Below are 22,315 nucleotides of genomic sequence, written 5' to 3'. Positions count from 1 at the left end.
CCCGGCCATCCACGCCTGTCCTAGTCGATGATGCCGCGGACGGGGATGCCCGGCACAAGGCCGGGCATGACGAGTCGGAGAACGACGGCTCCGCCTCAGTTCGTGCCGCCGAGGCCGGCCTCGCGCATCACCTTGGCGTAGAACTCGGTCTCGTGCGCGAGCTGCTTGTCGAGCGCGTCCGGCGTGCCGGGCGACGCCACCGCGCCGAGCGTGTCGAGCTTCTCGACCACGTCCGGCATCCGCAGCACCTTGGCCATGTCGGCGTTCACCTTGGCCACGATCGCCTTCGGCGTACCGGCCGGCGCCATCACGGCGAACCACGAATCGTAATCGTAGCTCGGCACCGCCTCCTTGACGGTGGCGATGTCGGGCAGCTTGGCGCTGCGGGTGTTGGAGTTGATGGCGATCATCCGGACCTTGCCGGCGGTCGCGAGCTCCTGGGCGTTGGGGATCGGCGCGAAGTAGAGCTGCGCGTCGTTGCGCACCACCGCCGTGACGGCGTCCGGCACGCCCTTGTAGGGCACGTGCACGATGTTGACGCCGGCGCTCTGGCGCATCAGCTCGGAGCCGAGGAACGAGGTCGAGGCGACGCCCGCCGAGGAGAAGTTCAGCTTACCGGGCTTCTCCTTCGCCATCGCGAGGAACTCGGGCAGCGACTTCACCCCGAGCTCCGGCGGCACGATGGCGACGAGCGGCACCGAGGCGACCTTGCCGACGCCGACGAAGTCCTTCACCGGGTCGAACTGGATGTTCTTGTTCACCGTGCCGGCCACCGTGTGGCCGTTGGAGGTGAGCATCAGCGTGTAGCCGTCGGCCTGCGACTTCGCCGCCGCCGTGGTGCCGGTGAGGCCCGGCCGGTTCTCGACGATCACCTGCTGCTTCCACATCTCGCCGAGCTTGTCGGCCAGGATGCGGGCGAGGTTGTCGGTGATGCTGCCGGCGCCGAACGGTACGATGATCTTGACGAGCTGACTCGGATAGGCGCCGGCGGCGTCGCTGCCGGAGGTCTGCGCGGCGCCGGGCAGAGCCATCGCCAGCAGGGCGGCGCCGGCCGCGATGGTGGTCGTGACGGCCTTCGCCCGGCGGGCGGTCGGCGCACGCGGCTTGAAGTCGAGCAGTGTCATGGCGTCTTCTCCCTGGTTTTTTGATGACGTCGCGGGACATGCGCCGCTCGCGGGAGCGACGGTCCGCTGTTGTTCGTCCGGCGGGCGCCGGTTCGGCGCCGTCGCGAATCCTCCTGACGGCGATCGGTGAATGCAGGGCGGGGCCGATCGCTTTGTTGCGCCGCGATGTGTCTCGCGTTGTCGCTCCGCGATGTCCGTGCCCGGACACCGCGCTGATCTCGCCACTAAACCACAAAGGTCGCATCGCGCAAATCCGATCGGCGAACGCGTCGCTGCGGCGAAATGGCTGCGCCGGTGCCGCGGGCGGATGGAATTCCGCTGCCGTCCGGATTACATGGGGTTCGCAGACACCGAGGACCTTCATGCGCACCGAACATGCACGCCCGATCCGCCTCTCGGACTATCGTCCCCCCGATTGGCTGGTCGACACGGTCCATCTGGATGTCGCGCTGCACCCGAACCGCACCCGGATCAAGGCGCGCCTCGCGCTGCGCCCCAATCCGGCGGCGCGCGGCCCGGCCCCGCTGGTGCTCGACGGCGACGAGCTGACGCCCCTGTCGGTCACGATCGACGGCGCCGCGCTGCCCGAGGCCGCCTACGCGGCCGGCCCGGACGGTCTCACCATACCGCAGCCGCCGCCCGGCCCCTTCGTGCTCGAGGTCGAGACCGAGATCGATCCGTCGGCCAACACCAAGCTGATGGGGCTCTACCGGTCGAGCGGCAACTACTGCACGCAGTGCGAGGCCGAGGGCTTCCGCCGCATCACCTATTTCCCCGACCGGCCCGACGTGATGGCCGTCTACACGACCCGCATCGAGGCGGACCGCGACGAGGCGCCGGTGCTGCTCGGCAACGGCAACCTGGTCGAGCGCGGCGACGTGCCCGGCACCGGCCGGCACTTCGCCGTCTGGCACGATCCCTTCCCGAAGCCCTGCTACCTGTTCGCGCTGGTCGGCGGGCGGCTCGATGTCTGCCGCACGACGTTCACGACGATGTCGGGCCGTGCCGTCGAGCTCGCCGTCTATGTCGAGCCCGGCAAGGCGGACCGCGCCGGCTACGCGCTCGCCGCGCTGGAACGGTCGATGCGCTGGGACGAGGAGGCGTTCGGCCGCGAGTACGACCTCGACGTCTTCAACATCGTCGCGGTGGCCGACTTCAACATGGGGGCCATGGAGAACAAGGGCCTCAACATCTTCAACGACAAGTACGTGCTCGCCTCGCCCGAGACCGCGACCGACGCGGACTTCGCCCATATCGAGGCGGTGATCGCGCACGAGTACTTCCACAACTGGACCGGCAACCGCATCACCTGCCGCGACTGGTTCCAGCTCTGCCTGAAGGAGGGCCTGACGGTCTTCCGCGATCAGGAATTCTCCTCCGACATGCGCTCGCGGCCGGTGAAGCGCATCGCCGACGTGCGGGTGCTGCGCGGCCATCAGTTCGTCGAGGACGCGGGACCGCTCGCCCATCCGGTGCGGCCGGAGACCTATCGCGAGATCAACAATTTCTACACGGCGACCGTCTACGAGAAGGGCGCCGAGGTGGTGCGCATGCTCAAGACCCTGCTCGGACCGGAGACGTTCCGGGCCGGCATGGATCTCTATTTCGCCCGCCACGACGGCCGCGCCGCCACCATCGAGGAGTTCGTCGCCTGCTTCGCCGATGCGGGCGACACCGACCTCTCCCACTTCATGCTCTGGTACGGCCAGGCCGGCACGCCCGAGCTCGCGGTGACGCGCCGCCACGACGCGCAGGGCGGCACGCTGGTGCTCGACATCGCCCAGGTGGTGCCTCCGACCCCGGGCCAGCCGGTCAAGTCGCCGCTGCAGATTCCGCTCGTGCTGGGTCTCGTGGGACCGGACGGCCGCGACGTGCCGCTGGTGCGCCGCGGGCACGGCCCGGTCGAGCGCGGCGTGCTGGTGCTCAGAAAGCCCGCCGAACGCTTCGTGTTCGACGGGATCACGGTGCCGGTGGTGCCGTCGCTCAACCGCGGCTTCTCGGCCCCGGTGAAGATCAAGGCCGACCTCGGCAGCGACGATCTGCGCTTCCTCGCCATCCACGATTCCGACCCGTTCAATCGCTGGCAGGCCGTGCAGACGCTCGCCTCCGAGATCCTGATCGGCAACGTCGCGGTGATCCGGGCGGGCGGCGGGGTGCGCCACGACGGCGGCCTCGTCCACGCGCTCGCCTCGGTGCTCGGCGACGAGCGGCTGGAGCCGGCCTTCGTGGCGCAGGTGCTGTCGATCCCGTCGGAGGGCGACATCGCCCGCGACATCGGCCGCGACGTCGACCCCGAGGCGATCTTCAACGCCCGCCACGCGCTGCGCCGCGCGATCGGCAACGACCTCGCGCCGACGCTGCGGGTCCTCTACGACCGCCTGCGCGACGACGGCCCCTACTCGCCCGACGCGGCGAGCGCCGGACGGCGCGCGCTGCGCAATGTCTGCCTCGATCTCCTGGCGGCGCCCGGCCATGCCGGCGCCGTGGCGCTCGCCGCCGCCCAGTATGCCGAGGCCGACAACATGACGGACCGGATGGCGGCGCTCGGCACGCTCAGCCTGCACGACACGGCCGAGCGCGAGGCGGCGCTCGCCGACTTCGCCGAGCGCTTCCGCGACGACCCGCTGGTGATCGACAAGTGGTTCGCCCTGCAGGCCATGATCCCGGACCCGGGCACGCTCGCGCGGGTCGAGCGGTTGATCGACCATCCGGCCTTCTCGCTCGGCAATCCGAATCGGGTGCGCGCCCTGCTCGGCTCGTTCGCGCAGGCGAACCACACTCAGTTCAATCGCGCCGACGGCAAGGGCTACGACTTCGTCGCCGGCATGGTGCTCACCCTCGACGGGCGCAATCCTCAGGTCGCGGCGCGGCTGATGACGGCGTTTCGGAGCTGGCGGGCGCTGGAGTCGGGGCGCCGCGACAAGGCGCGCGCGACGCTCGAACGGGTCGCCGCGAATCCCTCGTTGTCACGAGATCTCGCCGACATCGTCGAGCGGTCGCTCGGCGAGCGCTGACGGGCCTCTCCCGCGGGCGTCGGGGCGTGCCCGCCCCGCGCCTACGCGATTCAAATGACTCGGCTTTTTCACGAGCCCGAAAAGCGGCTCCGAAATCGATTCGGGGACTCTCGACAAATCGTTAATATTCGATTCAAATGCCGCCGTTCGGGGAGATGCGGCACATCCTTCCGGCACTTTTCAGGACTGATCCGAACGGAGGCTGGCGATGGCGCCCGCTCACGGTGCGAGCGCGTCGGCGAGTACCGATTCCATCAAGGCTCTGGCGCAGAGCGTCGCCAAGCCCGCGTACCGCCGACTGCTGATCGCCGAGCCCGTGCTTCGACGGGCGGTTCCGGTTCTCATCCTCGTCTTCCTGATCACCATCGCGACCGGCGCCGCGGTGCAGATCCGCGACAATCATCGACGCGCCGTGGCGACGGCGGCCGACGAGCTCGAGCTCGTCGCCGCCCTGCTGGCGCAACGGCTCGAGATCATCGCGCTGGCGGCCGCGCCGACCCGGCTGCAGGACGAGGTGACGGCGGCGATCGGCGCCGACCCGATGCTGCGCGACCGCGACGTCTTCGTCGCCAACGCGGCCGGCGTCGTGATCGCCTCGACCCCGCCGGAGCGCGGCCGCGGCCGGCGCATCGCCGAACTCGCCGTCCCGATCGCCGGGGCGGCGCTGCTCGGACGACGCGGCAGCGTGGTCGAGAGCGACCTCGCCGAGGGCGGCCGCGGTCTCGTCACGCTGCGCGACCTCCCCGCCCCGCTCGGCCGGATGCTCGTGATCACGCCGGCCGCGAACGCCACGGCCGGATGGCGCTCCGACACGGCCATGACCGTGACCCTGTCGGCGACCACCGGCTTCGTCGTCCTGATTCTCGGCTTCGCCTTCCACTGGCAGGCGATGCGGGCCCGCGAGGCCGACCTGATCCACGACACGGTGCGGCACCGCATCGACACGGCGCTCAACCGCGGCCGCTGCGGCCTGTGGGACTGGGATCTCGCCTCGGGCCGGATCTTCTGGTCGCATTCGATGTTCGCGATCCTCGGCATCGAATGCCGCGACGAACTCCTGGAGTTCGAGGACCTCGAGGCGCTGGTCAATCCGCAGGACGTCGACCTCGCCGGGCTCGCCGCGCAGATCGCCGACGGCCAGACCAGGGCGATCGACCGCGCCTTCCGGATGCGGCACGCCCGCGGCGACTGGGTGTGGCTGCGGGTCCGCTGCGAGATCATCCGCCAGGGCGACGGCGGCGTGCATCTGATCGGCATCGCGGTCGACATCACCGAGCAGAAGAGCCTGGTCGAGAAGACGGTCGCGGCCGACATCCGGCTGCGCGACGCGATCGAGACGGTGCCGGAAGCCTTTGTGCTGTGGGACGCCGAGAACCGTCTCGTGATGTGCAACTCCAATTTCCAGGAGCTGTACAACCTGTCCGACTCGGCCGTGGTCGCCGGCACCTCCTACGAGGCCGTGCTCGCCGCCGGCAGCCAGCACGTGGTGCGCACCATCGTGGCCGAGAGCGGCGCGACGACGGGCGGCCGCACCTTCGAGGCGCAGCTCGACGACGGCCGCTGGCTGCAGATCAGCGAGCGCCGCACCAAGGACGGCGGCTACGTCTCGGTCGGCACCGACATCACCAAGATCAAGCGCCACGAGGAGAAGCTGATCGAGAGCGAGCGGCGCCTGATGGCGACCATCAACGATCTGCGCAACTCCCAGCAGGCGCTGCAGACCCAGGCCCGCCAGCTCTCCGAGCTCGCCGAGAAATACGCCGCCGAGAAGACCCGCGCCGAGGACGCCAACCAGGCCAAGTCGAAGTTCCTCGCCAACATGAGCCACGAGCTGCGCACGCCGCTCAACGCCATCATCGGCTTCTCCGAGATCATGGAAGCGCGGCTGTTCGGCCCGCTCGGCGTCGACCGCTACGACGAGTACTGCCGTGACATCCGCGAGAGCGGCCAATATCTGCTCGACGTCATCAACGACATTCTCGACATGTCGCGCATCGAGGCCGGGCGGCTGCGTCTCGACTTCGAGCCGGTCGACGCCGACCGCATCCTTGGCGAGGCGATCCGGGTGGTGTCGAAGCGCGCCCGGGACAAGTCGCTCACCGTCACCTCGTGCATCGCGCCGGAGATCGGCCTCGTCGCCGACCGCCGCGCCGTCAAGCAGGTGGTGCTCAACCTCCTCTCCAACGCCGTGAAGTTCACACCGGAGGGCGGCGAGGTGCGGGTGCACGGCCGGCGCAGCGGCGACGACGTCGTCATCGCCATCGCCGACACCGGCATCGGCATCACCCGCCAGGCACTGGCCCGGCTCGGCCGGCCGTTCGAGCAGGTCGAGGACCAGTTCACCAAGAGCCACCAGGGCTCGGGCCTCGGGCTGGCCATCTCCAAGTCGCTGGTCGAGCTGCACCACGGCTCCATGCGGCTGCGCTCGACGCCCAGCAAGGGCACCATCGTGGTGGTGCGGCTGCCGATCGGCGGGACGCGCAAGCCGAGCGCCGGCATCGACGCCCTGCAGGCGGCCGCCCGCCGCTTCGACGCCGCGCTCTACAGCAAGGACCGCGAGACGACCCCGCCGATCCGCAGCTGCGGGTGAGCCGACACGACGCGCATTCCATCGCCACGAAAAAACGCGCCCCGACCCGTCGGATCGGAGCGCGTCGTCGCCTGCTTGGTCCTGGTCTACGTGAGAATCTCAGTCCGGGAGCGGCTTGCCGGCCGTCTCCGGCATGAACCACGGCAGGATCAGCCCGAGCACGAACACGCTCGCCATGGTTAGGGCCGCGCTCGACAGGCCGCCGAGGCTGGCCACCAGCGCCCCGGCGATGATCGGGAACACCCAGGCGACGAGCCGCGCGGCATTGAAGATGAAGCCCGCCGCCGTCGCCCGTACCGCGGTCGGAAACAGCTCGACTAGATAGATCGCCATCCAGCTGAAGCCGAAGCCGAGCGTGAAGATGCCGTTGAAGAACGCGATCACCATGAAGGTGACGAGGTCGCCCTGCCACGTGTAGGTGAGGATCGACAGCACCAGCGAGCCGGCGAAGGTCAGCAGCATGTAGGGCCGCCGGCCGATCGCGTCGGCGATGAAGCCGGACGCCATGTAGGCGAACACGGCGCCGACGTTGTAGACGAGCGACATCCGCGGCGCCCACACGCCGGCCGGCTCGCCGGCGGCCTTGGCGAGCTGCTCGGTGTAGGCCGGCATCCAGCTCGACACCGCCCACCAACCGACCGTGGTCGCGAAGGCGAGGCCGGTGGTCAGGAACACGCGGCGGCGGCTCTCCGGATCGCGGAAGATTTCGGTGAGGGTGAACGGCCGGCCGCCCTCGCCGTCACGTCCCGCGGCGGCGAGCTTCTGCGCCTTGACGGCGGCCACCCACTTCTCGGACTCGTCGAGGGCGCGCCGCAGATAGAGCACGCAGAACGCGGGCAGCGCTCCGGCGACGAAGATCAGCCGCCAGCTCTCGGTGCCGAGCGGCTGATAGGTGGCGAGCAGGAACCACACGGCGGACGCGAGCAGCGCGCCGCCGCCGAACCCGGAATGGAGGAACCCGCAGCCCTTCGGGCGCGCCCGGTCCGGCCACGTCTCCGAGACCAGCGCGATGCCGGTGCTCCACTCGCTGCCGATGGCGATGCCGGTGATGAACCGCATGAAGGCGAGCATCGCGAACGAGGTGCTGAAGCATGTCAGCCCCGTGAACAGCGCATAGAAGAACACCGACAGCATCATCATCCGCTTGCGGCCGATGTAGTCGCACAGGACGCCACCGAGGAGCCCGCCGATGCCCCATCCGAGCAGCGTGATGCCGATCGCGGTGCCGGCGTAGAAGGCCGGCGTCTGCGCCTGCTCGGGTGTCAGCAGCGTTCGCAGCGCCGACGGCAGCGCGACCACCAGCGCGAACGCCTCGAAGCCGTCGAAGATCCAGCCGAGATAGCTGCCCCACAGGATGCGCCAATGACGCGGCGTCAATCCCGAATACCACGGTTCGTCGCGCACCGCGGCGACTGCTCTCGGTGCGTGTCCTTGCTGAAAATTCGTCATCTCGCCCAGCGCTCCTCGATGAAAACCGGGCGATCGAAATTGTTTGAACCGGGGTTGGCAAATGATAATTACCATCTGCCTCATGACGAAACGTCATGTGGCTCGCACTCTGCCGAGAGCGTCGCCGGATGCCCGGACGCCTTCCCTCGATCGCCTGCCTGCGCGCCGCCGAGGCGGTCGCCCGGCATTGCAGTTTCGGACGCGCCGCCGTCGAGCTTAATCTCACCCAGACGGCGATCAGTCATCAGATCCGCAAGCTCGAGACCCTGCTCGGAATGCCGTTGTTCGTCCGCAAGGGCGGGACGATTCGGCTGACCCCGTCGGGCGAGCAATACCTCGCCGACATACGCCCCATGATCGTCGGCATAGCTCACGCGACCGACCGGGTGGCCCGTAGCGCCGCCGACACGCTGATCGTCGGCTGCCCCGGCACCTTCATGCTGAAATGCCTGGCACCGCGCATCGACGGCTTCCTGCGCCGGCATGCCGGCCTCGACGTGAGATTGCGCACCCTCAACCCCTACGATCAGGGCGACCGGGACGGCAGCGGGCCGTTCAAGGGGCTCGACGTCGCCATCCGCTACGGACTCGGGACGTTCGCCGGCCACGATGCGGACCGGATCAGCTACGAGCGGATCTTCCCGGTGTGCAGCGAGGCCCAGGTCGACGGTCGGTCGCTGCCGCTCGATCCGGCCGAGCTCGCGCGCCACCGCGTCATCCGCACGACGACGCCGCTGCTGCTGCGCGACGACTGGCCGCTGTGGCTGGAGACGGCCGGCGTGCCGGGCCTCGTCTTCGCCGACGAGGTCGCCTGCGATCTGCTCTACTCGTGCTTCGAGATGGCGGCGAACGGCATCGGCGTGGTGATGGGGCGAACCCCGGTGGTGTCGGACGATCTCGCGCGCGGGCGCCTGGTGGCACCGTGGGCGCACAGCCTCCGCTCCGCCTCCGGCTACTTCGTCACGGTGCCGCACGGGCGCGGCGCAGACGAGGCCGTCCGCCTGTTCCGCGACTGGGTGCTGGAGACCTTCGCCGAGCCCGACCGTCTACCCACGCCGGTGGCGTGAGGCGCCGCGTCGCCCCTACGGCTCCTCCCCCAAGACCCGCACGAAGCTGGCGCGGACGCGCTCCTGGGTCTCGGCGAGATGGGCTTCGAGGGTGGCGAAGTCGGGCACGTCGGCGGCGCGGGTGAGCAGCGCGAGGAGACCGGCCCCCGCCTTCTCCGGCTCGAAGGCGCCCGGCAGGCACAGCCGCAGCACATGGGTGAGGTCGTGATAGAGGCGCGCCGCGGGACGCAGCACCTCTGCGTCCTCGACCGCGAGGAAGCCGAGACGGGCCGCCTTCTCCAGCACCCGGATGGTCGAGGTGTCGAGGATCGCCGGCGTCTTCGCGGCGTGGACGAGCTGCAGATACTGGGCGACGAACTCGATGTCGACGAGCCCGCCGGCGACGTATTTGAGGTTCCAACGGTCGCCGTCGCCCTTCTCGGTGGCGATGGCGCGGCGCATCTCGACGACGTCGCCCGCGATGGTCTTCGCGTCGCGCGGCACGCACAGCACGGCGCGGATCGCCTGCTCGACGGCGCGCGCGAAGTCGGGCGAGGCGGAGACGACGCGGGCGCGGGTCAGCGCCATGTGCTCCCAGGTCCAGGCGTCGCTGCGCTGATAGTCGCGGAAGGCGGCGAGCGAGGTGGCGACCGGGCCGGAGCGGCCGGACGGCCGCAGCCGCATGTCGACCTCGTAGAGCCGGCCGTGATTGGTCTGGGTGGTGAGCGCGTTGATCAGCCGCTGGGTGAAGCGGGCGAAATACTGGCTGCCGTAGAGCGAGCGCTCGCCGTCGGATTCGGGATGCGCCTCGTCGAAATCGTAGATGACGATCAGATCGAGATCGGACGACGCCGTCATCTCGCGACCGCCGAGCTTGCCCATCGCCAGGACGGCGCTCTCGCCCTTCGGGATGCGGCCGTAGACCCGCGAGAAGCTGGCCTCGACGGAGCGATGCAGCGCCTTGATGACGACGTCGGCGAGCCCGGCGAAGGCGTCGCCGGCCTGCACGGCCGACACGGTGCCGGACAGGATGCGGGCCCCGATCAGGAACATGTGCTCCTGGCCGAACAACCGCACGCGGTCGAGGAAGTCCTCGTCGGAGCGCGCCTGGGCGAGCGAGCGCTCCAGTTCCTCGTCGAGCCTCCCCGCGTCGGGCAGCGCGCCGAAGAACGCCGGGTCGATCAGCGGGTCCATCACCTGCGGGTGGGCGGCGAGAATGTCGGCGAGGCGCGGCGCGGTGCCGAGCAGCAGGCCGACCAGCGCGACCAGGTCCGGGTTCTGATTGAGGAGCGCGAACAGCCGCGCGCCGCCGTGCAGGCCGGCGAGGAAATGGTCGAAGGCCAGCACCGCGGCGTCGGGATTCTCGGCCGCCGCGAGCTGGTCGAGCAGCATCGGCACGAGCTGGGCGAAGTGACTGCGCGCCGCCTCGCCGCGCAAGCCCCGCGGCGCGCCGGAGAGCCAGCGCCGCACCGTCGTCGACACCTCGAGTGGGGTGCGGAACCCCATGGCGCCGAGCTTGTCGAGCGTCTCCTTGTCGTCGCGGTCGGGCGGGAAGGTGAGCCCGCGCTGCTCGGCGGCGCGCAGCGCGGCGTGCTCGAACAGCGCGCCGTAATGGCGCTGGACGACGTTCAGCTCGGCGAGCAGCGCGTGCGCGAAGGCGTCGCGGCTCGCGTAGCCGAGGAAGCGGGCGAAGCGCTCCAGCGCCGGCCGGTCGGAGGGCAGATTGTGGGTCTGCTCGTCGGCGACCATCTGCAGCCGGTGCTCGACCTCGCGCAGGAACCGATAGGCGCGGGCGAGTTCGATCGCCGCCTCCGGCGCGATCCAGCCGCCCTCGGCGAGCGCGTCCAGCATCTCCAGCGTCTCGCGGCCGCGCAGGCCGGGATTGCGGCCGCCGGCGATGAGCTGCTGGGTCTGCACGAAGAACTCGATCTCGCGGATGCCGCCGCGGCCGAGCTTGACGTTGTGGCCTTCGACCGCGATGTCGCCGTGCCCCTTGTAGGCGTGGATCTGGCGCTTCATCGCGTGCACGTCGGCGAGCGTCGCGAAGTCGAGATACTTGCGCCAGACGAACGGCGTCAGCTCCTTGAGCACGAGGCCGCCGAGCGCGAGGTCGCCGGCGACCGGCCGCGCCTTGATGAAGGCGGCGCGCTCCCAGTTCTGGCCGACGCTCTCGTAGTAGTCGAGCGCCGCCGGCACCGAGACGGCGACCTGGGTCGAGGCCGGGTCGGGCCGCAGGCGCAGGTCGACGCGGAACACGTAGCCCTCGCCGTTGCGCTCCTGCAGCAGCTTGATCAACGTGCGGGTCATCCGCACGAACTGCGGACCCGGCTCGATGTCGGGGGCGAGCGGCGCCGCCGGGTCGTAGAAGACGATCAGGTCGATGTCGCTCGAGTAATTGAGCTCGTGGGCGCCGCCCTTGCCCATGGCGAAGACGACGTAGCCGCAATGCTCCTCGATGTGATCGGGGTCGCGCGGCACCAGCTTGCCGGCCCGCATGGCGGAGAGCAGCAGGTGGCGCACCGCCGCCCGCACCGCCGTGTCGGCGAGATCGCTCAGCGCCCGCGTCACCTGGGCGAGCGGCCACACGCCGCCGATGTCGGCGGCCGCGATCAGCAGCGCCGCCTCCGCCTTGAGCCGGCGCAAGAGCCGCATCACCTCGGCGTCGTCGGCGCTCTGCGACACCGCCCGGAACGTCTGCGACATCCGCTCACGCAGATGCGCCTCGGGATCGCGGTCGAGCAGGCGGACGAAGCACGCCGGATCGCGCCGGATCAGCTCCCACAGATAGGGCGAGCCGTCGGCGAGCGCCTCGGTCAGCGCGCGCACCAGCGGATGCGCCGCCGCGATCCCCGCGAAGGCCGTGCCGGCTTCCCCCGCCTCGGCGATCCAGTCGTCCACGACGGCCCGGGCTGCCTCCGCATCGACCAGAAGGGGCGCACGGACGAGACGCTCCGCGAGGGTCGCGGACCTTGCTTCGACGGCTATCGCTGCCGGCTGGTTCGCCACAGGGGGTCCTTCAGGCGGGCGCCGCACGAGGGAGGGAGAGGACGACCCGAAGACCCGGCGCATTGTCTTCCAGCCGCAGCTCCCCTCCATGAAGCCGCGCGATCGCGGATGCAAGGCTCAATCCGAGCCCGGAGCCCGGCTTGGAGCGGCTCTTCTCCAGCCGGACGAAGCGTTCGAGCACCCGGGCACGATCCGCGGCGGCGATGCCGGGGCCGCGATCGGCGACCGAGATCTCGATCCGGTCGCCGATCGTCGCGGCCGCCACCACCACGTCGGCCGGCGGCGGCGGGAACATCGGCGGCACGTCGGGCGGCACCTGGGGCGGAGCTTCGGCCACCATGGTCGCACCGTCCTCCGGCGCGCCGGCGCCCACGGCGATCGGGAGGCCGGCCGGCGCCACGGCGGTGCCGTGCGCGGCGTCCGCCTCGGCCGCGTACTTGATGGCGTTGTCGATCAGGTTGGCGAGCGCCTGGCCGATCAGCTCGCGGTTGGCGCGGATCGGCGCCGCCTCGGCCGCCTCGACCCGCAGGGCGAGCCCCTTCTCCTCGGCGAGCGGCTCGTACAGCTCGCCGACATCGCGGGCGATCGCGGCGGCATCGAACACCACCATGTCGGCACGCGGCTCCCCTGACTCGGCCCGGGCGATCATCAGGAGGCTCTCGAAGGTGCGGATCAGGCCGTCCGATTCCTCGATGACGGCCTCGAGCGCCTGGCGATAGTCGGCCTCGCTCGACGCATTCCGAAGCGCCGCCTCGCTGCGGTTGCGCAGCCGGGTGAGCGGCGTCTTGAGGTCGTGGGCGACGTTGTCGGTGACCTCCTTGAGCCCGCGCAGCAGCGTCTCGATGCGCTCCAGCATGGTGTTGAGGCTGGTCGCCAGGCGGTCCAGCTCGTCGCCGGAGCCGGCGACCGGGAGCCGCCCGGCGAGGTCGCCGGCCATGATGACGCGCGCCTTGTCGGTCATCGCGTCGATCCGGCGCAGCACCCGACGGCTGACGAACACGCCGCCGACGAGGCCGAGGACGACGACGATCGCCACCGACCAGCGCCCCGCCGTGGCGACGATGCGGAACAGGTGCTCGCGCTCGGCGAGATCGCGGCCGACCAGCAAGCGGAACCCACCGGGCAGCTCGGTCACCTTGACGAGCGCCGTGTGGTCGCCGCCGTCGGGCTCCTCCAGCCGCCGATAGCTGGTCTCGACCCAGCCGGACCGCTCGATCACGCCCGCCTCCAGCGAGGCGACGTTGCCGGCGATGCCGCCGCCGGTCGGCGTCGTCACGAGATAGAGGCTCGATCCCGGTTGGTTGCCGCGGCTCTCGACGATGAAGAGGAGGCGGCGCAGGCCGGCGGCTTCGTACTGGCGGATCAGCTCGTCCGTCTCGGTCTCGACCGTGCGGACGATCTGCTCGTTCATCAGCCGCCGCGTGTTGAGGGCGAAATAGCCGAGCAGGAACGCGGCGAACAGCGCCATCACCAAAAGGTACAGAAGGGTGAGGCGGAAGACCGTGGTCTTGAGGAGCTTAGCGAGCGCCGTCACGTATCATGTATCCGGCCCCGCGGACCGTGTGGAGGAGCGGCTGCGCGAAGCCCTTGTCGATCTTCGAGCGCAGGCGCGAGACGTGCACGTCGATCACGTTGGTCTGCGGATCGAAGTGATAGTCCCACACGTTCTCCAGCAGCATGGTGCGGGTGACCACCTGGCCGGCGTGCTTCATCAGGTATTCGAGCAGACGGAACTCGCGCGGCTGCAGGACGATCTCCTCCTTGCCGCGGGTGACCCGGTGCGACAGCCGGTCGAGCTCGAGATCGCCGACCCGGTAGACCGTCTCCTCGCGGCTGCCGTGGCGCCGCGCCAAAATCTCGATTCGGGCGAGCAGCTCGGCGAACGAGTACGGCTTCGCCAGATAGTCGTCGCCGCCGGCGCGCAGCCCCTTGACGCGATCGTCCACGGCGCCGAGCGCCGACAGGATCAGGGCCGGAACCGTAGCGCCCTTGGCCCGCAGCGCGCCGATGACCGAGAGGCCGTCGCGCTTGGGCAGCATGCGATCGACGATCAGGACGTCGTAGGTCTCGTGGCTGGCGAGCGCCAGGCCCTCCTCGCCGTCGGCGGCGTGATCCGCCACGTGACCGACCTCGCGCAGCGCCTTGACCAGATAGTCGGCGGCGTCGCGATCGTCCTCGATGATCAACAGGCGCATGGTGTGAACCTTGGCCTCGGGACCGCCGGCGGTCCCTTCGGGAGGCGCCTCGACCGTCGGCATCCGCTGCATCGGCGACCCGGACAAAGGCGACACGAGCACGGGTGACGTGGACACGGGTGACACGGGCGGCTCCATCCGGAGAAGTAGCGAGCCCTCGACGCCATGACAACCGCGCCGGGGGCGGATCGCCCGGCAAGCCGCCGGGCGGAGCGGAAAGGGGACGACGGCGGACCGCCGTCCCCTCCTCCGACAGCCCGGCGGGGCGAGGATATGCCGGAACCGTCAGATGGCAGGCGGGACGGGCGCGCCCCTCCCGGTCCTCGTCGCGAGGGACAGCGGCCGGCAGGCCGGCGGGCCTTGTTTTGCAAACCGAGAGCCGGCGAGCCGGCCCTCGGCGGGAAGACAGACGGGACGGCCGAGACCGTCCCGTGTTCGGGGGCTGCCGGGCCGGGGCGACTCGAGGACCGACGGCAGCGCCCCGAGGCGGCGGTCAGCCCTTGGCCAGCGGCACCGCGACGAAGCGGGTGTTCTGGCCGGTCTTGACGCGCATCAGGACGGTCTTCTTGCCGCCCGTCTGGGCTTCGCCGAGCGCCTTGCGGACGTCGGCCGGGGAGTTCACGGTCGTGCCGCCGACGTCGAGGATGACGTCGCCGGTCTTGAGCCGGTCGCCGGCCGCCCCGTCGGGGTCGACCTGGGTGACGACCACGCCCTCGCTGCCGCCGCCGGCGACCGCGCCGGCCGGGGCCAGCGTCAGGCCGAGGCGCGGCACCTTGGTGTCGCCGCTGCGTCCGGAGCGCTCGCCGTCGCCGTCGCCGCGCGAGGCGAGGCGCTGCTCCTTGGGCAGCTCGCCGAGCGTCAGGTTCAGCGTCTCGGTCTTGCCGTTGCGGAAGACGTCGAGCTTCACGGTGGCGCCGGGCGCCATCATGCCGATGGTGCGGGCGAGGGTCTTGGAGTCCTTAACCGGCTCGCCGTTGACGGCCGTGATCACGTCACCCGACTTGATGCCGGCCTTGGCGGCCGGGCTGCCGGACTGCGGCTCGGCGACCAGCGCGCCCTGGTCGGTCTTGAGGCCGAGGCTGTCGGCGATGTCGTCGGTGACCGACTGGATCTGCACGCCGATCCAGCCGCGCGACACCTTGCCCTTGTCCTTGAGCTGGGCGACGACGGTGCGGACCGTGTCGGCGGGGATCGCGAAGGCGATGCCGACCGAGCCGCCGGACGGCGAGAAGATCGCCGTGTTCACGCCGACCACGTTGCCGTCCATGTCGAAGCTCGGGCCGCCCGAGTTGCCGCGATTCACCGGCGCGTCGATCTGGAGGAAGTCGTCGTAGGGGCCGGCGCCGATGTCGCGGCCGCGGGCCGAGACGATGCCGGCCGTGACGCTGCCGCCGAGGCCGAACGGATTGCCGACCGCCAGCACCCAGTCGCCGATGCGGGGCGCCTTGTCGCCGAGCGCGACGGCGGGGAAGTCGGTGCGGCCGTCGACCTTGATCAGCGCGAGGTCGGTGCGCGGATCGGTGCCGATCACCTTGGCCGTGTAGGTCTTGCCGTCGTCGGTCGTCACCTGGACGCTGTCGGCCTTGTCGACCACGTGATTGTTGGTCACGGCGAAGCCGTCCGGCGTGATGAAGAAGCCGGAGCCCTGGCCGGTCGAGAACTGCCGGCGGCGCGGGTTCTGCGGCTGGTCCGGCATGCCGTCCTGGCCCTGGCCGAAGCGGCGGAAGAAGAACTCGAAGGGCGAGCCCTGGCCGAACGGATCCTCGCCCCGGGTGCCGACCCGCGGCCGGTCCTCGCTGACCTTGACCTTCACCGAGATCACGGCCGGCTTCACCTTGTCGACGATGTCGGCGAATCCGGCGGGGCGCTGGGTGTTCTGGGCGTAGGCGGGGGCGAGCAGCGCCGCCTGGCGGCTGCCGGGCACGAAGTCGGGATTGACGAACAGCACGCCGGCACCGAGCGCGCCGACCGTCGCGAGCAGCGCCAGGCGCCGCGCCGACACCAGGCTGCGCATCTTGCCGGTCAGGGATTCGGTCTCGTTCATCGAAGGCTCCATCTTCAGGTCGTTCGGCGTCATGTCGTTCCGCATCACGTCGTTCGGCTCGTTCGGCGGCGCGAACCGCATCACCGTCGTCGGAGAAGATGGAGATCGCCGGATTACCGCGTCCTGACCGCCGGATTAAAACTCGGTAATCTGGGAAACTAGCAAAAGTGGCTGTAATTCAATCAGTTGGACGGATTCAGGAAGGCTCCCCGGGACCCCGGCTTGGCGCCGGCGCCCCGCCGGGTTACATCGGCGGCCCGCCGTTCCGGCCGCGCGCGTCGCGGCGGTCGCCCCGGCCGGGCCGCGGAGAGCGAGCATGACCGAGACCCTGCCGGACCGGCGCGACGCGCCCGCGACTGCCGCCCTCACTGCGCCGCGGCCGCCCGACGGCGACGTGCACGGCCTCGTCAACGCCGTCGTCTATCGCGACGGAAAGCGCCTCGCCGACATCCCGGTCGAGGAGGCCGGGAGCTTCGCGCAGCGACCCGGCCATGTCGTGTGGATCGGCCTCTACGAGCCCGACCACGAGCTTCTCGCCGCCGTGCAGCGCCAGTTCGCCCTGCACCCGCTCGCCATCGAGGACGCCGAGAAGGCACACCAGCAGCCCAAGCTCGAGCAGTACGGCGACACGCTGTTCGTCGTCGCCCGCACGGCCCAGATGGTCGACGGCCGCGTCGCGTTCGGCGAGACGCATCTGTTCGTCGGCCACGGCTACGTGGTGAGCGTGCGGCACGGCGCCTCGCGCTCCTATGCCGACATCCGGCGGCGCTGCGAGGCTTCGCCCGACATGCTGATCCAGGGCGAGGACTACATCCTCTACTCGGTGCTGGACTTCGTCGTCGACAACTACGCCCCGGTGCTGGAGGCGATCACCGAGGAGGTCGAGCAGATCGAGGACCGGGTGCTGGAGAACAGCCTCGGCACCGAATCGATCGAGCGGCTCTACACGCTGCGTCGCGACCTCCTGCGGCTGCGCAACGCCGCAGGTCCCCTGGTCGACGTCTGCCAGCGGCTCGAGCATTCCAAGCTCACCGCCATCGATCCCAACCTGCAGCCGCTGTTCCGCGACGTCACGGACCACATCAAGCGCGTCCAGTCGGAGATCGACACGCTGCGCGAGGTCCTGGCCTTCGCGTTCGAAGCCGGGCTGATGGTCGGACAGATGCAGCAGACCGTGATCACCCGGCGGCTCGCGGCGTGGGCCGCCATCCTCGCGGTGCCGACCGCGGTCGCCGGCATCTACGGCATGAACTTCAAGCACATGCCGGAGCTGGACTGGGTCTGGGGCTACTACGTCGTGGTCGGCGGCATCCTGGCGAGCTGCTCGGCGCTGTTCTGGTGGTTCCGCCGGGTGGGGTGGCTGTAGCAGGATTCCGAGACGCGGGCTCCGTCGTTCCGGGGCCGGCCGAAGGCCGGAGCCCGGAACCCATAAACCCTGTGCTTCCGAAACAAATCAGCCGGGGTTATGGATTCCGGACAGCCGCTTCGCAGCTTCCGGAATGACGAGGAGGAAGCGCTGGGGTGGGCGAAGCGAAGCGGGCCCACCATCGACCGCCACGCGCGGCTCACGACCGCTTCTGACTACCACCTCTGACGACCGCGTGGGCACGGCGCTCGCGCGCCTTTGCCCACCCTACGGCTGCGACCTACCCCTTCGTCAGCTCGGCGAGCTTCTTCTTCTCCTCGTCGCTGAGCGGCGCCGTGGCGGCCAGCTCGGCGGCGTCGCGGCGGCGGTGCAGCATCACGCCGAAGCCGATCGCGCCGGCGAGCAGGATCAGGGCGGGCGCGACCCACAGGATCGCGTTCTGCCACGAGAAGCGCGGCTTCAGGAGCACGAACTCGCCGTAGCGGGCGACCAGATAGTCGATCACCTGGCTGTTGCTGTCGCCTTTCTCGATCCGCTCGCGCACCAGCAGGCGCAGGTCGCGGGCGAGCCCGGCGTCGGAATCGTCGATCGACTGGTTCTGGCAAACCAGACAGCGCAGATGTTGCGAGATGTCCCGCGCCCGCTGCTCCTGCGCCGGGTCCTTCAGCATCTCGTCGGGCTGCACGGCGAGCGCCGGGGCGGCGAGAGAGAGGACGAGCGCGACCAGAAACGGTGACACGAGTTTCTTCATCGCGCTCACTCCGCCGGCTGGGCGGCGAGCCTCGCCTTGGAGGGGCGCGGTGCGCCGACGCGCAGGCGCCGGTCGGACAGCGACAGGCCGCCGCCGATCGACATCACGATGGTGCCGATCCAGATCAGCAGCACCAGCGGCTTGTCGTAGGCCCGCACGGCGACCGAGCCGTCCGGGTTGAGGTCGCCGAGAGAGACGTAGAGCTGGCCGACGCCGTGGCGCATCAGCGCGGCCTCGGTGGTCGCCATCTCGCGATGCGTGAAGGCGCGCTTGGCGGGCGACAGCGTCGCGATCTTGACGCCGCCCTCCCGCACCGAGAAGCGCACCGACAGCTCGCGATAATTCGGGCCCTCGCGCTGGTCGAGCCCGTCGAAGACCAGCTCGTAGCGGCCGACAGTGGCAACGTCGCCGGCTTTCATCGCCGTGATGCGCTCGATGTTCCACTGCGACTCGCCGACGACGCCGAGCAGCATGACGCCGAGCCCGGCATGGCCGAGCGCCGTGCCCCAGGCCGAGCGCGGCAGGCCGACGGCGCGTCGCCAAGTGGTCCCGGCCGGCAGCCGGAACAGGCCGATGCGCTCGGCGACGTCGGTCGCGGCCCCCGTGATCACGAACACGGCGAGCCCGATGCCGAGCGGCGCCAGCACGGGTCCGCCCTGCACCGCGAAGGTGATCACCAGCGCCAGCACGGCGGCGGCCGCGGCGGCGACCAGCCGCTGCGCGACGCCCAAGAGGTCGCCGCGTTTCCAGGCGAGCAGCGGGCCGAACGGCACGGCGATCAGGAGCGGCACCATCAGCGGGCCGAACGTCATGTTGAAGAACGGCGCGCCGACCGAGATCTTGGCGCCGGTCAGCGCCTCCAGGGCCAGCGGGTACAGCGTTCCGACGAACACGGTCGCGCAGGCGGTCGTGAGAAACAGGTTGTTGAAGACCAGCGAGCCCTCGCGCGACACCGGGGCGAACAGGCCGCCCTGCCGCAGCATCGGGGCGCGCCAGGCGAACAGCGTCAGCGAGCCGCCGATGAACACGACCAGGATGCCGAGGATGAACACGCCGCGGGTCGGATCGGTGGCGAAGGAGTGCACCGAGGTGAGCACGCCCGAGCGGACCAGGAACGTGCCCATCAGCGACAGCGAGAAGGTGAGGATGGCGAGCAGGATGGTCCACACCTTCAGGGCGTCGCGCTTCTCCATCACCAGCGCGGAGTGGAGGAGCGCCGTGCCGGCGAGCCACGGCATCAGCGAGGCGTTCTCGACCGGATCCCAGAACCACCAGCCGCCCCAGCCGAGCTCGTAATAGGCCCAGTACGAGCCCATCGCGATGCCGAGCGTGAGGAAGATCCAGGCGATCAGGATCCACGGCCGCACGAAGCGCGCCCACGCCGCGTCGATGCGGCCGATCAGCAGCGCGCCGGCCGCGAACGAGAAGGCGACCGAGAAGCCGACATAGCCGACGTACAGAAGCGGCGGATGGATCGCGAGACCGATGTCCTGGAGGATCGGGTTGAGGTCGCGGCCCTCGAAGGGCGGCTGGGCGAGCCGCGCGAACGGGTTCGAGGTGATCAGGATGAAAAGATAGAAGGCGATCGCGACGATTGCCTGGACGGAGAGCACGGCGGCGTGCAGTACGGCCGGCACGTTGCGGCCGAGCGCCGCGAGCATCGCCCCGAACAGCGCGAGGATCAGCACCCACAGGAGCATCGAGCCCTCGTGGTTCCCCCAGACGCTCGTGAACTTGTAGACGAGCGGCATGGTGGAGTGCGAGTTCGCCGCGACGTTCTCGACCGAGAAGTCGGAGACGACGTAGCTCGCGGTCAGCGCCGCGAAGGAGAGCGCGACGAACCCGAACTGCACCAGCGCGGTCGGCTTCGCCACCGCCATCAGGGCGTCGTCGCCGGTGCGCACGCCGATCAGCGGCACGATGGCCTGGGCGAGCGCCAGCGCCAGCGCCAGGACGAGAGCGTAGTGGCCGAGCTCCGGGATCATCGCGTCGCGGCTCCCGTGGCGGCGGGCGCCACCGACGACTGCGGGCCGGGTGCCGCGGCCGGCGCGGCGGCGGGGGCCTTGCCCTTGTCGTAGTCGGCCTGCCAGTGGCCCTGCTTCTTCAGCGCGTCGGCGACCTCGCGCGGCATGTACTTCTCGTCGTGCTTGGCGAGCACGCTGTCGGCCTTGACGCCGGCGCCGTCGAGCACGCCCTCGGCGATCACGCCCTGCCCTTCGCGGAACAGATCCGGTAAGATACCCTTGTAGGCGACCGCGATCGTGTTGGCGCCGTCGGTCACCTGGAAGCGCACCGCCAGATTCTCGCCGCGCTCCACCGAGCCGGGGGCGACGAGGCCGCCGATACGCAGCCGCGTGCCGGGCTGCACCTTCTTCTCCACCACGTCGGTCGGCGAGTTGAAGAACACGATCGAGTCGGTGAGCGCGTTGAGGATGAGGCCAACCGCCACGGCCAGGACGGCGACACTGCCGGCTATCAGGGCGAAACGACGCTGCTTGCGGGTCATTGCACGACTCCGGAACCGGACGCGGGTCGCGGCTCGGGCAGCCCGAGTTCCTTCGCGACGGCATCGATGCGGGCGATTTTCTCGGGCGCGCCGGCGAGCGCCTTTCGCGCGTCGGCGGCGGCGGCGGTCGCGCGGTCGCGCTCGCCGAGCGCGATGTGGGTGCGCACCAGGCGCAGCCAGCCGTCGACGTCGCTGCCGTCGGCCGCGAGCTTCTTGGCGAGGCGATCGATCAGGCCCCGCATGGTCTCGTCGTAGTCGGCGCCGGCCGAGGCCGACTGCTCGCCGCCAGCCGGACCGGAGGCACCCGCGGGCGCGCCGGACCGGGCGGGGGCCGGCAGCGACGGCAGCGCGATGCCGGTCCCCTGCGCCGGCGCGGCGACGCGCGGGCCGGCCGATGCCGCCGGCGCGGTCGAAACGCCGGCATCGAGCCGGTAGGGCTTCGCCTCGGCCTCCAGCCGCACCAGCCGGTCCGGCATGTCGGCGAGCGCCCGGCGCGCCTCGGCGAGCGCGGCGCGGGCCTTGTCGGTCTCGCGCATCACCATGTGGGAGCGGATCAGCCGCAGCCAGCCGTCGACGTCGGAGCCGTCCTTCTCGAGGCGGGCGGCGAGCTGGGCGAGCATGCCACGCACCATCGCCTTCTGGTCCTCGGTCAGGGCCTGCGGCACGTCGTCGGGGACGCCGCCCGGCGCCGCGACGCTGCCGCGATCGAGCTGCGACAGCGCCGTCTTGACGAACCCCGCCCACGGCGCGTCGGCCGGCGCCCGCGCCAGGAGCCCCTGCCAGATCGTGCGCGCCTCGTCGGGCCGCCCGGCCTGCTGGGCGGCGAGGCCGAGGTAATAGGCGGCGGAGACATGCTCGCGGTCGATCACCAGGGCGCGCTCGAACTGCGCCTTGGCGGCCGGCGTGACGGTGCCGCCGGCCTGGCCGGTCAGCGCCTCGCCGAGATCGGCCACCCGGTCGCCGGTCTCGCCGAGGAGCCGGATGGCATTGCGGTACGCCTTCACGGCGTCGTCGAAGCGCTCGAGCCGCATGTAGGCGGGCGCCAGCACGGCCCAGCCGCGGCCGTCCTCGGGATTGCTGCGCAGATGCGCCTCGACCTTCGGCACCATGGCGGCCATGGCGGCGTTCTGGTCGGTCTCGCCGCTCTTGCCGGCATGCAGGCGGGCGAGCCGCTCGGCGAGCGGTTGGGCCGGCATCTCGGGCGATCCGGTGACCAAGTACCAG

Annotated in this window: 14 protein-coding genes; 4 read left to right on the top strand and 10 right to left on the bottom strand. The window is 70.6% G+C overall.

Going from position 1 to position 22,315, the window contains the following annotated elements; all coding sequences use genetic code 11:
- Nucleotides 1–95: 95 nt before the first annotated feature.
- Nucleotides 96–1,124 carry a Bug family tripartite tricarboxylate transporter substrate binding protein gene (locus CCR97_RS17090; RefSeq protein ID WP_111355439.1) on the bottom strand — a complete coding sequence of 343 codons (1,029 nt, stop codon included), beginning with the start codon at nt 1,122–1,124 and terminating at the stop codon, nt 96–98.
- A 362-nt stretch (nt 1,125–1,486) separates the two neighbouring features.
- Between CCR97_RS17090 and pepN the strand changes: the two genes are divergently transcribed.
- Nucleotides 1,487–4,138: an aminopeptidase N gene (pepN, locus tag CCR97_RS17085; RefSeq protein ID WP_111355440.1), complete on the top strand. Its 2,652-nt coding sequence runs from the start codon at nt 1,487–1,489 to the stop codon at nt 4,136–4,138.
- A 208-nt stretch (nt 4,139–4,346) separates the two neighbouring features.
- A complete protein-coding gene (locus CCR97_RS17080) occupies nt 4,347–6,728 on the top strand; it encodes a sensor histidine kinase (protein WP_111355441.1) in 2,382 nt (793 codons plus the stop codon).
- Nucleotides 6,729–6,827: 99 nt separating this feature from the next.
- Here the strand turns inward: CCR97_RS17080 and CCR97_RS17075 are convergent, their stop codons facing one another.
- On the bottom strand, nt 6,828–8,105 hold the full coding sequence (locus CCR97_RS17075; protein ID WP_244670510.1) for an MFS transporter: 1,278 nt from the start codon (nt 8,103–8,105) through the stop codon (nt 6,828–6,830).
- Nucleotides 8,106–8,305: 200 nt separating this feature from the next.
- On the opposite strand from CCR97_RS17075, the gene CCR97_RS17070 reads away from it, so the two are divergent.
- Entirely contained in the window at nt 8,306–9,244 is a 939-nt protein-coding gene (locus CCR97_RS17070; protein ID WP_170145677.1) for a LysR substrate-binding domain-containing protein, read from the top strand.
- A 15-nt stretch (nt 9,245–9,259) separates the two neighbouring features.
- Here CCR97_RS17070 and CCR97_RS17065 read toward each other — a convergent pair whose 3' ends face one another.
- The 4 genes from CCR97_RS17065 to CCR97_RS17050 all read right to left on the bottom strand — a co-directional run bounded on the left by CCR97_RS17065 (nt 9,260) and on the right by CCR97_RS17050 (nt 16,501).
- On the bottom strand, nt 9,260–12,208 hold the full coding sequence (locus tag CCR97_RS17065) for a bifunctional [glutamine synthetase] adenylyltransferase/[glutamine synthetase]-adenylyl-L-tyrosine phosphorylase (RefSeq protein ID WP_420826082.1): 2,949 nt from the start codon (nt 12,206–12,208) through the stop codon (nt 9,260–9,262).
- A 31-nt stretch (nt 12,209–12,239) separates the two neighbouring features.
- Nucleotides 12,240–13,763: a sensor histidine kinase gene (locus CCR97_RS17060; protein ID WP_111355445.1), complete on the bottom strand. Its 1,524-nt coding sequence runs from the start codon at nt 13,761–13,763 to the stop codon at nt 12,240–12,242.
- The gene (locus CCR97_RS17055; RefSeq protein WP_170145678.1) at nt 13,747–14,424 is read right to left on the bottom strand and encodes a response regulator transcription factor; all 678 of its coding nucleotides are present in this window, start codon (nt 14,422–14,424) and stop codon (nt 13,747–13,749) included. Before CCR97_RS17055 ends, CCR97_RS17060 begins: the two co-directional genes overlap by 17 nt.
- A 493-nt stretch (nt 14,425–14,917) precedes the next feature.
- A complete protein-coding gene (locus CCR97_RS17050; protein ID WP_420826081.1) occupies nt 14,918–16,501 on the bottom strand; it encodes a Do family serine endopeptidase in 1,584 nt (527 codons plus the stop codon).
- 283 nt (nt 16,502–16,784) lie between these two features.
- On the opposite strand from CCR97_RS17050, the gene corA reads away from it, so the two are divergent.
- Nucleotides 16,785–17,834 (top strand): magnesium/cobalt transporter CorA, encoded by a 1,050-nt coding sequence (corA, locus tag CCR97_RS17045; protein WP_111359708.1) that lies wholly within the window; start codon nt 16,785–16,787, stop codon nt 17,832–17,834.
- Between the two features lie 280 nt (nt 17,835–18,114).
- Here corA and CCR97_RS17040 read toward each other — a convergent pair whose 3' ends face one another.
- The 4 genes from CCR97_RS17040 to CCR97_RS17025 form a co-directional block, all read right to left on the bottom strand.
- Complete coding sequence (locus CCR97_RS17040; protein ID WP_111359707.1) at nt 18,115–18,585, bottom strand: cytochrome c-type biogenesis protein; 471 nt, start codon at nt 18,583–18,585, stop codon at nt 18,115–18,117.
- 5 nt (nt 18,586–18,590) lie between these two features.
- Nucleotides 18,591–20,570 carry a heme lyase CcmF/NrfE family subunit gene (locus CCR97_RS17035; protein WP_111359706.1) on the bottom strand — a complete coding sequence of 660 codons (1,980 nt, stop codon included), beginning with the start codon at nt 20,568–20,570 and terminating at the stop codon, nt 18,591–18,593.
- Nucleotides 20,567–21,091, bottom strand: coding sequence for a cytochrome c maturation protein CcmE (gene ccmE / locus CCR97_RS17030; RefSeq protein ID WP_111359705.1), 525 nt, complete (start codon nt 21,089–21,091; stop codon nt 20,567–20,569). Before ccmE ends, CCR97_RS17035 begins: the two co-directional genes overlap by 4 nt.
- Nucleotides 21,088–22,315: tetratricopeptide repeat protein (locus tag CCR97_RS17025; RefSeq protein ID WP_207199498.1), on the bottom strand; the 1,228-nt coding region annotated here is incomplete at its 5' end. The genes CCR97_RS17025 and ccmE, both read right to left, overlap by 4 nt.

Source organism: Rhodoplanes elegans (assembly GCF_016653355.1).
Lineage (GTDB): Bacteria > Pseudomonadota > Alphaproteobacteria > Rhizobiales > Xanthobacteraceae > Rhodoplanes > Rhodoplanes elegans.
The sequence above is the reverse complement of the archived record's forward strand: the minus strand, read 5'-3'. Positions and strand labels throughout refer to the sequence as shown.